The organism is Pleomorphochaeta naphthae, assembly GCF_055396005.1.
This window is the reverse complement of the sequence record NZ_AP042457.1, coordinates 2,779,198-2,791,425: the sequence shown is the minus strand read 5'-3', so window position 1 is coordinate 2,791,425 and position 12,228 is coordinate 2,779,198. Positions and strand designations below refer to the sequence as shown.

The window sequence follows — 12,228 nt, the reverse complement described above, 5'->3', positions numbered from 1 at the left end:
ATATAAGAAACTCTCTCTTTTTTTATATAGAATATGACTTCATATTTACAATAAGGAATTTTGAACTAGCAATTAATAAAAGTAAAGTTATAAATAAAACACCTAAATTCAAGTTAATATTATATCTTAGAATTCCTAATGAAATTGTAAATAAGATATAAGAATAAGTTTTTAATTTATTGTGTTTAGTTTTGTCTTTTAAATAAGACGGAATAAAACTTAAAATAGCTATAATATTTAAACAAATAAAAAAGATTTTAAAATATAAACTAGAGAGAAACATATTCAAAGGTTGCTCAGCTGTAGGATTATTTATCTTTATAAAATATGTTAAGAACAAAGAGAAACTTATTGTGAATAAAACTAAATGATTACTATTTTTATAATTTGTTTCTTTTTGGTTTATTCCACATAAGATTAAAAATATAGTTGATGAAATTATTGAGAAAAGATGAATTTTTCCCATTAATATTGGTGAAAAAATATAAGCGTTAATATTATCAAAAAATGAGGGCAATATAATAATTCCATCTAAGCTTAAAGTTAATAAAACATAATGGAGTAAAGGAGAATCGCTCCATCTTATAGGTTCATTCATTTGACACAGTTCGATTGCTAAATATCCATATACGAATAATTGAACAAAAATAGAGAATGAGATGGGAGAAAATAAAGCTATATCTTTGTCAAAGCGTATTATATCAATAAAGGAAAAAACAATTATTCCTAAGAAAAATAATGATATTATTAATTGAATTGTTACTAATAGATATTGGTAGTTTTTTTTCATATAACCCTCTTGGTTATTATATAATAAAAGGGCTAATTTGAAAATGAAAACAAAAGGCCCTTTTTTTTAAGAAATGAGGATTATATCATATTTTTATATGGAACAGGTGTTAATTGAGATAATCCTTTTTCCCTATGTAAAATCCAAATATTAGCAGTAGCTGAAGTTAACGAACCAATAATTACATCTATCATTGTTCCCAATCCACAGAGTAAAGGAAGAAGTCCCACAAGAGACATCTCAACAGATTGTAAATCAATCGATAATAGTTTCAAAGTAAAATATGTGATAAAAAATACTTCAAAGCCTAAGAAAAAACTACTAAAAAAGGATACAAAAGCTGCTGTTAAAGCAATAAATATAGATAAAGAAATTGTTGGTGGAGCGTTTGTTGTGGCATATATTAAAGATGAAATTGTAAATGAAGCAACCATAGCACTGCCCCCTCTAGCAAAAATTGTAGTTAAAGAAATAGCTGTAGATGAAACTCTTTTTTGAACTCCCATATTCATTCTTGATAAAGAAAAGTTTATAGGTGTTGCAAAGAAAATGTTTGCTGAGAATAAGCCAGCAAGTGATGCTGCAAGAGATCTGTATAATATCTTATATGGATTTTCATGAAATCCTGTTGTTATACCAAATAGTAAAGGTAATAATCCAAAAATCGCTACAAGGGAAATAGTAATTAAGAATAACACAAAGTTTGGTGCAACAAAGACTGTAGCTTCATCTTGTAGTGTTGCAAAGAAAGAAGCAGATACAATGTAGACTAAAGCAAAGCCATAAAGAGTGAATGCTCGACTTAATTTATACATTACTTCACTAAATGAGTTTATTGTAACATAAGCTGGTCTTAATACATCGCTTGATGGTTTTAAAAAATATCCAAACAATAATGCAATAAAAACTATTGGTGCTAAAAAGTTTTGAGTAGAGGCTAATGAATAAAAAGGATTAATGGGAGCAAAAGCTTCTTTTAATAAAGAAACTGATGTTTCTATATATTTTATTACTGCACTAGTGCCCGCTCCAGCACTTGAAGAAGCTGGGAAGGATATTGGCATTATATAAAATAAACCAACACCTAGAAGAGACAAGAGTAATGAGGATAAAACTGTCCAAATAAAAGTTGCCGCAGTTAATCTACCTCCCATTCTATCTTTTCTCAAAGATGCTATTCCTGCTGTTACTGTAATTAAAACAATTGGAAATAGTATAAACCCTCCAAATTGAATTACCAATGAGGAGAATCCTTGAATAAAAGATATATAGGCATCAAATTGCCCTAAAAGTAAAGTTGTAGCTAACCCCATAAAGGTAGCGACTAAATATGTAATCCAAGTTTTCATATAATTAGATTAACGTAACATTCAATACAAGTCAATTAAATATGTATATTGCAAGAATAAACGTTTAAAAAAAAATAGCGAAAATATGAGCCTAAAGACTAATAAAATAAGCTTTTTTCTATATTTTGAATTAAAAAAACTAGTTATTTACAAAAAGAAATATGTAAATAACTAGTTTGTAAGGAATTATATTAAACTTAAGAAGTTATCAAGTTTATATTCTGAATTTCCTTCAGCCTTTAATAAATGCGAAATATATTTTTTAATTTCAATTTCTTTTGTAGAAAACAAAGTTAATGATAGAGCACTCAATATTATTAATTCTTGTACAGATTCTTTCTTATACCAAGTTATATCTTTATAAACATTACATAAAGTATATTTTTTTATAAAAGAAGAATTAAATAATAATTTGAAATTTTCTAAAGGATTTTCTTCTAGCATTTTATAAGAAGCTAAGAAAATAGCAACTCCATCAATAATATGTTTTCTTTCATTAATATTAACTTTTAATTTATCTAAATTGTCTTTAAAGAAATAGGATAGAATAAGTTTTTGGCTAAGTTTATTAATTTCTTCAATAGTATTTGTTTTATTAACAAAAGGATAAATTAATAGACTTGAAGCAATAATTATAGAAAGTTCATTCATAGCAAATCCACAATTAGCTAAAATTTCATTGTTCTTAAACAACTTAGAGAAATTTTCAAAAGTTTTTAGTGTTTTTGTAGGATTGATATTTCTTGGTGAACAAGATAGATAAGTTTTTGTTAAATCGCTTAATTTACTATAGGCTAATGGAAGAGTAGAGTATGATTGAGCAATTTGTAAAATTATTTTGCGGTTTAATGCTGTTGTAGATAAACCTTTTGAAATATTTTCTAAGATTTTTATTACTTCTGGACTGCGTAAGTTATCCATAGTTTTAAAAATTGGTTGTAATCTAATAGCTGTAACTTCAAGATTAAGATCCTTAACTCCTTTATCTCCAATTTTGGCATATAATCGAGAATAAGCACCATCTATGTCTTCAATTTCTCTAATATCTAGTAAGACTTTAGTTTCATAACCATTTAGATGTACCCAAAAACCATCATCATATATTTTTAAAGAAGGTGTAAGATATGTTAAGCCATCATTAAAGTTTTTATAAACTAAAAAGTTTTTACCACTTAAAGTTAGATTTAAACTTTCTGCTACATTAGTGAACTGGTACGGAATTTTTAGACATTTAATTATACTTAATGCCCTAGATACCACATTAATCATATTAAAGATTAGTTATGTAACTAGCTTGTTATCGAGAATTAGATGGTGCTCAAAAGGTATTTAGTTGATAGGAGACATTGTACAAATTAAGTACAATTGAGTATGTTTCATAATTGTAATAATCATATATAAATAATACTTTGTAATTTCAAAAGTACATTTTGGAGATAGTTATCCATGTGTCATATGACCAAAAATAGCTTTCTTGCTGGCGTTTTATTTAGCATTCATTACTCGATAGAGCGTTTATATTAACTACATTAATGTTCAAAGATAGGCTCATGACAAATGTATTGTAGACCCTGGTCAGTTATATAATAAAGGTTGACTTAAATTGAAGCTCCAATATCTGTCTATATAATTGAATCAAGAATTTATATTACAAACTCTTCTCGTTGAATTTCTGAAATACAAATCTGATAAGGAAAATATTATATCGTGACAGCATCTAATGATGATAAATAGGCTTTATTACTTGCATTAATTGCTAGATACGGATAATCTATTAACAGTTGTTAATAACTATGTAGGTACGGCATATCTAGAGCAGGTTATTCTTTGGACTTAATTCTAGATAATACGTGTGTGCAAGAGATGTCTAAAAGGATAGATCTGCATTGGATATAATAATCCATATCTTATCATAGCAAGCTTCTTATCAAGTTCTAGCTCATCTATATGGTACTAAGAGTACCAAATAGATGTGTCTTAGAAAATATCTAAAGATTGTATGATAACATTTATTATTATGTCCAATTGCAGATCTACCCATATAGAAAACTGCTTAAAGCATCAAACAGTACTTATCTAGAATTAAGTCAATAGTAATAATGCGTTGATATATGCGACCTGACAGAGTTATTAACAACAGATAATAGATTATACGTATCTAGCAATTAGTAGCAAGTATTAAATTCTATTTATCAGTAATAACAGATGCTGTACAGCATAGTGATATCATTTTTCTTGTCATGATAATTTAAGAGAAGCAGCTTTGATTCTAGATTAATGTTGATCAAGCTTAATAGATAGATATGGAAGCTCAATTATAGTATTCATGTTATTATCAAGTGCTAGTGTGTTCAATACTTTGCTAGAGACTATCTTTTAACATTAAGAAGTATAATATTAAACGCTCTCTGATTAGATCATATCTGGAATCAATTCGCTAACGCAAGAAAGCTTTTTCTGGTCATTGACAAGATGGATAACTTCTACAGAATTACTAATTTTGAAAATTACAATATTGTATTAATTAGTATTGAATTTTACAACTATTGAAACATACCATTTGCTCTTTGTAAAATGTCTTCTAATCACTATAAGTAAGTTTTAGGAAACCCATACATAATTCTGGACCATGCAAACTAAGTTGCCATAACTAAACTTTAACTATTGATTCAATGTGGTATTACTAGATTAAGTTTTAATTAAGTTGTCTAAACTTTCCGTGCCAGTTCATTAGTAACAATCATTTTATTTAATTTTTTATTTAATTTAGGGGCTGATAATTTAATATAGCCTTCCACACTATCATACTGATTGTTATAAAAAACAAGAGTTTTTTCATCTTTTGTTCCGTTAGAGTAACAGAATGTTGAATTGTTAATTTGTCCATTTTGAATTAAATCATAAATATTAAAATAATCAACGCCACTAAATAAATATCTAATTTTTAAAAGGGGGAAAATTCTTTTGTAATGCTCTTTTATTAAATAATCGCTTGGCCATTCATCCCAATATGCTTTTTTATATTCCATTCCATATTTTTCTTTTAACCCTTCTATTTGACCATGTCCAAACATTGGAAGTCCTGGCATAGTGGAAAGAAGAGTACATACTCCAAAATATTTATCTCCATCACCAAATTGTCCGATTGCAGTCTCTTCATCAGGATTACTCATAAAGTTAACATAGCGTTTTAAAATTTCTGGATCAAAGGATAAAGTTTTTTTGATAGTTTCTATATATTTTCTATTTTCTTGGTTTTTTAACATATTCATAAAAGCACTATTATAAACACGATGCATGCCTAGTGTTCTTACAAAATAGCCTTCCATCATCCAAAACGCTTCCGCAAGAAGTAGGGTATCAGGTAATTCTTCAGCCATTCTGTCAACAACTTCTCTCCAAAATTCTTTTGGGATTTTATTGTTAAATTCCTCATCGCTCATACTATAAAGAGCTCTTCCTGCTATATCACCGGCATGACCTAATTTAGGATACCAAAGTCTTTGAATATGTTTTTTTGCAAGAGTCATTGCTGCATCAAAACGAATAATTGAAAAATTTTGAGCTACATGTTTTATTTCTTGATATACCGCTTCTCTTGTTTCAGGATTAAGGAAATCTAATTGCGCTGTATCATTCCAAGGCATTGAAGTTCCATCGTTACCGTGAAAGATATAAGAAGTCTGATTTGTTCTTTTATCATATCTTTTAAAAGTTACAGCTGCATCACTTTGGTCGTAATAATGATCTTCAATTTTTAATTCAATGTTATCATCTGTTGAAAGATTTGGTCCATTGTAAGTGTAAGAAGGAAATGGAGGATTAGATTGTTGAATAAAAAGCTCTGGTCTATTTATAACCCAATCACTATCTATTCCAGTATGGTTCGGTACCATATCTGAGGCAAGACGAATACCTCTTTTTTCACATCTTTCTTTTAAGTTATGTAAGGCTGGCCATCCACCTATTAAAGGTGAGATTTCATTGCTTTTTAAAGAGTAGGCCGAAGCTTCAGCTTCTTCGTTTCCGCAAAGGTTTTTAATTTTTTTACTAGCATCACTTCTTTGCCAAAGTCCAATTAACCAAAGAGCATTAAAGCCTCTTTGTTTTAAATTATCTAATTCTTCATCAGGGATTTGATCTAATGTTGTAATTGGTCTTTTATAATATTTAGACAATTGATCTAACCATACTAAAGTACTTTTTGCCATCATAACTACATTAGGCATCCAGTTTTTATCATCACTAAAGGCTTCGTATTCACTATCAAACATTGAGTAATCCGGTACATAAGTTTCACTATGATTTCCGCCACCATTATTATCTGTAAATACAGGTTTATATTCTTCTTTTGTTAAATCAATTGCTTTTAACAAACTTTTTTTTAATTCATCTGAGAGTAAATGAGACCATTCGTCTAATATAAATGTTATTTGATCGGTTAAAGAATCAGGATGTAGTATTGCTGGAGTTAATAAAAATGAAAATAAATCTTCATCACTTCCACTAACTTTTGGTCCGTTAGAGACAAATTCTCCTAATATAGCAGATAAAGCTTTTGAGGCAGGAGGAAACTTGATTTCATCTCTATATATTAAAGGTCTTATAGCTTTAATTAAGGCAGGATTGTGAGTAATAACTCTATGGACAAAAAAACCTCTTGCTGTCTCTTCAGTATATTGTTCTTTTGATAAGTTTTGTAGGTTTAATAAGGGTGATGGAAATTCTTTTGAATAAAAAGTGAGGACATCATGTACAGATTTATTTTTTGAGACTAGAGGAATCATTCTTGAGAAAAGATCTGAATCATTATCTTGTAAGTGTTGATCTATTAAAGATTGGTATAGAAGATGTAAAACAGCACAAGCATTCAATTTTGAAGCACTAATATAATCTGTAGATGTTGTTTGCGTATTATATTTATGAGATATCTCTTGGGATTGTTTATAAAAATAATCAACTTGTTTATCAGTTTGGAAAAGGATGGAATATTCCTTTATTTGGTCCCTAATAATTCTAGAAACACGAAAATCTCTTGATGTCATAAATCCTCCTGCACATGTGAAGTATATCATATTTTATTTTACAAGTTAAACATATAGTAAATAAAATATTAGATTAATATTAATAATTTTACCCTTATATATTGTCTAACAATTGTGCTGCTTTTTCTATATATATTGGTAATGAAATTTTTTCATCGTCATCAAATGCGGATAAAACAAAAGATGAGATATTGTTATGTTTCGGTCTACCAATTCCAAACCTTAATCTATAAAAATCATCATTTTTTAGTTGTGTTTTTATACTTTTTAAACCATTATGGCCTTTTAATCCGCCACCTTTTTGAATTTTAATTTCTCCAAAAGGAAGTTCTAAATCATCATGTACTATGAGAATCTCATCGCAAGTTAAAGAAAAATAAGAGGCGGCAGTTTGAACAGGAATACCGCTGTTATTCATGTAAGTTTGTGGTTTAAGAAGTTTAATTCCCTTATAATTGCAAAATTGGCTATTAAATTTTTTTTGGAAAGTAGCATCAGGATATTTATAGGAGCAAATAGAAAAGCCTATATTATGTCTAGTATTAATATATTGTTTACCGGGGTTGCCTAAAAATACAATCATTTTTATCATATTTATAATATAATAAGTGGAGGTGTTAATTACAAGATGTATCATTTATTTGTATATATTCCTAGCACTCATTTAGAGAGTGTTAAAAATGCTATGTTGGAAGCTGGAGCAGGAAAGCTTGGTGGTTATGATTATTGTTGTTGGCAAACGAAAGGTTTAGGTCAGTTTAGAGCTGGAAAAGAAAATAATCCTTTTGTTGGAGAAATTGGAGAAATCCACAAAGAAGAAGAGTGGAAAGTAGAATTTGTAGTTGAAGATAAATATGTTAAGTCGGTAATTAAAGCTATGAAAGAAGTTCACCCTTATGAAGTTGTAGCTTATTCTCTCATAAAGATGGAGGATATTTAATTTATCTACTTTTTGAAACATCAATTTTTGGACAATAGTTATTCTCGCTGCAAATACTACATTTAGGACTAATAGGAGTACAAATTAATTGTCCATAAGACACTAATATTTCATTTAAAATAATCCAATATTTATTTGGCATGATTTTTTGAAGTTCTTTTTCGCTTTCTTCTGCAGTTTTAGTATTTATCCATCCCATTCTATTTGCGATTTGATGTACATGGCAATCAACACAAATTGCTTTTATATTAAATGCTAAATTTAATGTTAAATTAGCTGTTTTAATTCCGACTCCGGGTAAGCTTAGTAGTTCTTTAGTTGTAGAAGGAACTTTACCATCATATTTAGTTAAAAGTATTTCACTTATTTTTATTAAATTGTCTGTTTTTCTTTTATAAAAAGCACAAGGATAAATTGCTCTTTCGATAGCTTCTCTATCCATTTTAAGAAGTTCTTTAGGCGATTTAGCAAATTCAAATAATCTATTGCTAGCTTCTAATGTTACTTTGTCTTTTGTTCTAAGAGATATTATTGTAGAAGTTAAAATACAAAAAGGATTATTATTTGTATTTAATGCTATTAAAGAAACAGATGGAAGAGGAGAATTTTCTCTTTCCAATGTTTTTTTCAATCTTAAAAATAGTTTATCCCAATATTGCTCATCCATAATTAACTCTTTAACATATAAATAATACTTAAACAAGTAAAAACCCATTTTTATTTACTTGATTTTTTTAATTATTGAGCATAAGGTTTTTATATGATTATAATACTAAATAAGCAAATTAAACCGAGCCAAAAAGAAGATATTATAAAATTTCTCCATGATAAAGGCTTCAAAGTAAAAGAGATTGTTGGTCAAGAAGAAACTGTTCTTGGAGCAGTTGGTAGAGCAACTATTGACCATAGAATTGTGGAACAGATGGAAGGTGTTTCTTCTGTAGTTCCGATTTCAAAACCTTATAAACTTGCTTCTAGAGAGTTAAAAAAAGAAGATACTATTGTACAAGTTGGAAATGTTAAAATTGGCGGTCATCGAATTGTTGTAATGGCAGGCCCTTGTGCTGTTGAATCTGAAGAACAAATAATGACTATTGCTGCTCAAGTTAGAGAAGCAGGGGCTGTAATTTTAAGAGGTGGAGCTTTTAAACCTAGAACATCTCCCTATTCTTTCCAAGGTTTGGGTGAAGAAGGTTTAAAATATTTGAGAAAAGCTGGAGATACTTATGGAATGCCTGTTACAACAGAAGTAGTCTCTCCTTCTGATGTTGAAATGATGACAAAGTATATTGATATGTTCCAAATTGGAGCTAGAAATATGCAAAACTTCGAACTGTTAAAAACAGTTGGTAGAACAAAAATGCCTGTTTTATTAAAAAGAGGTTTATCTGCAACTATTGAAGAGTGGTTGATGGCAGCAGAATATTTAATGGCAAATGGTACAGATCAAATTGTTCTCTGTGAAAGAGGAATTAGAACTTACGAAAGAGCTACAAGAAACACTTTAGATTGTAGTGCAATTCCGATTGTACAAAAATTAACACACTTACCTGTAATTGGCGATCCAAGCCATGCAACTGGAATAAGGTCTTTAGTTTCTCCAATGTCTTTAGCCTTAGTTGCAAGTGGTGCTAATGGTCTTATTGTTGAAGTTCATAATAAACCTGAATGTGCACTAAGTGATGGTCCTCAATCATTATATCCTCCACAATTTGAAAAATTAATGAGAGATGTTCAATCTTTATCAACTGTTGTTGGAAAAAGTTTAGAGAGAATTCCTAGAATAATACCTCAAAGTTTAACAGAAATAGAAAATGTGTTTTCTTCTTCTGATAAAATTGCTTTCCAAGGTGAAAGAGGTGCCTTTAGTGAATTGGCTGTAAGAAGAACATTTGATGATAAAGATGTACTATCTTGTGAAAAATTTGAAGATGTATTTGAAGCTGTAATGAAAGGTGAGGCTCTTTATGGTGTAATTCCAATTGAAAATACACTTGGTGGAACTATTAATGATAATATAGATAATTTGATTAATTATCCTGATATCGTAGTAATTGGTGAACAACATGTTAGAATTATTCATAATTTAATTTGTTTACCTGATGCTAAAAAAGAAGATATAAAGAAAGTTTATTCTCATCCCCAAGGGTTAGCGCAATGTGCTGAATATCTAAAAAAAGAATTGCCTAATGCCCAAGCAGTTCCTTTCTTTGATACTGCAGGAGCCGTTGATTTTATTAAAAAAACTAAAGATAAATCTCTTGCTGCAATAGCAGGTGAGCCTGCAGCAGCCTACCATAAGATGAAAATCTTAGATGCAGGTATCGAATCTCATCCAAATAATTATACAAGGTTTTATATAATTTCTAGAGAAGAAAATGCTGATAACTTTTTAAGTGCTAGTAAAGCAAACAAAGCTGCAATGATATTTAATGTATCGCATAAACCTGGAGCTTTATTTAATGCTTTAAAAGTATTAAGTGATTATGGTTTTAACCTAAGAAAATTGGAATCTAGACCAATTTTAGGTAAACCTTGGGAATATTCTTTCTTTGTAGAAACAGATATTTTAAATTTAGAAGAGGCTTTTGAAGAAGTTTGTAAAATTTTAAAAGATGAATGTTCTATGTTTAGAGTTTTAGGAAAGTTTAATTCAACTAATTAGTTTATAATATATTTTTTAAATAAGCTGTTGTTAATATCAGAAATTGATTATCAACAGCTATTTTTATTTGTCTATAGTTGTCAAGTTTTTAATAATTTTATTTTTTTCTATCTTTTTTACACATATTATGTTAGACCTTCTGGCTCAGGTCTTGTTTTTGGGAATTAATGTTGTTAAGCTAAAACTATGTTAGATGTTTTAGTTAACGAGGTAGCTCTTGTTTGAAATTAATTGGTTATTAATATTTCAAATGAGAGCTTCAAGTTTATAACGCTTTAATTTATTAAATATGTATTCTTCATCTACTATATTATAAATCTCACCATTCTTTAATAAAGCAAATCCAATAGATATCATTTTATTAGCTGTTGCAACTGCTGTTTTTTGACCAAACTTTCCTCTTTTTTCAAGTTTTTGCCAATACCTTGTAAGAGAACAATTATGATTAAAGTTTTTTATACTCCAAGCAGCTTGTACTATATGTCTTCTAACAGGCATACAGCCAAAATGAGAAACACTTAATTGTTTGTCTACTGAACCCGATTGATCTTTTCTAGGAATGAGTCCTATGTAATTTCTAAGTTGATCTGCCTTAGAAAACCTTTCTCCATTTCCAATGAAAGCTACTAAAGTTGCTGCTGTTATATCACCAATACCTGGTATTGATAACCAAGCTAAAGCTTCTTTAGGATGATTTAATAATATTTGAATAATTTTACTATGAATTTGTTCTTTTTGAGATTCTACTACTTCAATGTTACGAACTAATAAATTTGCACTAAAAATAGCTAAATCTTCCTTAAGTAATTCATCAACACAAGATTGTCTTTTTTCAGGATTTTTTAAATCTGATTTCTTTAAATCTGGATAACCCATACCTGTAAATATTGCATGAAGTTTATTAATTAATTTAGTTTGTAATTGAGAATATGCTATATGAAGTTTTATCAATGCTCTATCAGCTGATTCTTCTTTTGTAGGAATTGGTATAAGAACCCAATTTTCAGGATTAGCATCTCTTGCATATTTAGCAATCTTTGCAGCATCTTGCCTATCTGTTTTACAAATTGATTCAAAAATAATATGCAATTTCATTGGATTAAGGACATAAACATTAGATGCAGTGTGTTCTAAAAGATATCTTGCTAGATTAAAAGAAGAAGTTCCACCTTCCATAAATATTGCATCACCAACCTTGAACCGAGAAATTAAGTTATTTCTTCCTTGCTCATTCATCTTTTCATTAAAGAAAGATTTCTTTTGAAATCCTGAATCTCTTGAAAGTGTACATCCAACTAGAGTTTTTTTGGAAAGATCCAAACCGATAATTCTAGTTGCCGTTAATTCTTTAGGTCTGTCTATCATGGGCAGCCTCCTTAAGTTAAATTAACAGATTGTTGGGAAGCTTTATGAAAGGGAGTGACAAAAATGTCCTTCAT

At 29.0% G+C, this 12,228-nt stretch carries 9 protein-coding genes; 2 read left to right on the top strand and 7 right to left on the bottom strand.

From position 1 onward, the window contains the following. Positions 1-22 precede the first annotated feature (22 nt). The 5 genes from ACZ5SO_RS12695 to pth form a co-directional block, all read right to left on the bottom strand. Positions 23-790: a hypothetical protein gene (locus ACZ5SO_RS12695; RefSeq protein ID WP_464625080.1), complete on the bottom strand. Its 768-nt coding sequence runs from the start codon at positions 788-790 to the stop codon at positions 23-25. An 80-nt stretch (positions 791-870) separates the two neighbouring features. After that, positions 871-2,139: a cation:dicarboxylate symporter family transporter gene (locus ACZ5SO_RS12690; protein ID WP_464625079.1), complete on the bottom strand. Its 1,269-nt coding sequence runs from the start codon at positions 2,137-2,139 to the stop codon at positions 871-873. 186 nt (positions 2,140-2,325) lie between these two features. Then, complete coding sequence (locus ACZ5SO_RS12685; RefSeq protein WP_464625078.1) at positions 2,326-3,408, bottom strand: hypothetical protein; 1,083 nt, start codon at positions 3,406-3,408, stop codon at positions 2,326-2,328. Positions 3,409-4,847: 1,439 nt separating this feature from the next. Continuing rightward, the gene (locus ACZ5SO_RS12680; RefSeq protein ID WP_464625076.1) at positions 4,848-7,184 is read right to left on the bottom strand and encodes an alpha-amylase family glycosyl hydrolase; all 2,337 of its coding nucleotides are present in this window, start codon (positions 7,182-7,184) and stop codon (positions 4,848-4,850) included. A gap of 94 nt (positions 7,185-7,278) precedes the next feature. Next, complete coding sequence (gene pth / locus ACZ5SO_RS12675) at positions 7,279-7,776, bottom strand: aminoacyl-tRNA hydrolase (RefSeq protein WP_464625075.1); 498 nt, start codon at positions 7,774-7,776, stop codon at positions 7,279-7,281. Positions 7,777-7,812: 36 nt separating this feature from the next. On the opposite strand from pth, the gene ACZ5SO_RS12670 reads away from it, so the two are divergent. Next, entirely contained in the window at positions 7,813-8,124 is a 312-nt protein-coding gene (locus ACZ5SO_RS12670) for an NGG1p interacting factor NIF3 (protein ID WP_464625074.1), read from the top strand. Between the two features lies 1 nt (position 8,125). Here ACZ5SO_RS12670 and ACZ5SO_RS12665 read toward each other — a convergent pair whose 3' ends face one another. Beyond that, the gene (locus ACZ5SO_RS12665) at positions 8,126-8,791 is read right to left on the bottom strand and encodes an endonuclease III domain-containing protein (protein WP_464625072.1); all 666 of its coding nucleotides are present in this window, start codon (positions 8,789-8,791) and stop codon (positions 8,126-8,128) included. A gap of 93 nt (positions 8,792-8,884) precedes the next feature. Between ACZ5SO_RS12665 and aroF the strand changes: the two genes are divergently transcribed. After that, entirely contained in the window at positions 8,885-10,789 is a 1,905-nt protein-coding gene (aroF, locus tag ACZ5SO_RS12660) for a 3-deoxy-7-phosphoheptulonate synthase (protein WP_464625071.1), read from the top strand. A gap of 246 nt (positions 10,790-11,035) precedes the next feature. Here the strand turns inward: aroF and ACZ5SO_RS12655 are convergent, their stop codons facing one another. Further along, complete coding sequence (locus tag ACZ5SO_RS12655; RefSeq protein ID WP_464625070.1) at positions 11,036-12,154, bottom strand: IS110 family RNA-guided transposase; 1,119 nt, start codon at positions 12,152-12,154, stop codon at positions 11,036-11,038. Positions 12,155-12,228 lie beyond the last annotated feature (74 nt).

Excerpts from the sequence above, each read along its gene's own strand:
- ACZ5SO_RS12685 (WP_464625078.1), bottom strand. The coding sequence starts at position 3,408 with ATGATTAATGTGGTATCTAGGGCATTAAGTATAATTAAATGTCTAAAA.
- ACZ5SO_RS12655 (WP_464625070.1), bottom strand. The coding sequence starts at position 12,154 with ATGATAGACAGACCTAAAGAATTAACGGCAACTAGAATTATCGGTTTG.
- aroF (WP_464625071.1), top strand. The coding sequence starts at position 8,885 with ATGATTATAATACTAAATAAGCAAATTAAACCGAGCCAAAAAGAAGAT.
- ACZ5SO_RS12690 (WP_464625079.1), bottom strand. The coding sequence starts at position 2,139 with ATGAAAACTTGGATTACATATTTAGTCGCTACCTTTATGGGGTTAGCT.
- ACZ5SO_RS12670 (WP_464625074.1), top strand. The coding sequence starts at position 7,813 with ATGTATCATTTATTTGTATATATTCCTAGCACTCATTTAGAGAGTGTT.
- pth (WP_464625075.1), bottom strand. The coding sequence starts at position 7,776 with ATGATAAAAATGATTGTATTTTTAGGCAACCCCGGTAAACAATATATT.
- ACZ5SO_RS12695 (WP_464625080.1), bottom strand. The coding sequence starts at position 790 with ATGAAAAAAAACTACCAATATCTATTAGTAACAATTCAATTAATAATA.
- ACZ5SO_RS12680 (WP_464625076.1), bottom strand. The coding sequence starts at position 7,184 with ATGACATCAAGAGATTTTCGTGTTTCTAGAATTATTAGGGACCAAATA.
- ACZ5SO_RS12665 (WP_464625072.1), bottom strand. The coding sequence starts at position 8,791 with ATGGATGAGCAATATTGGGATAAACTATTTTTAAGATTGAAAAAAACA.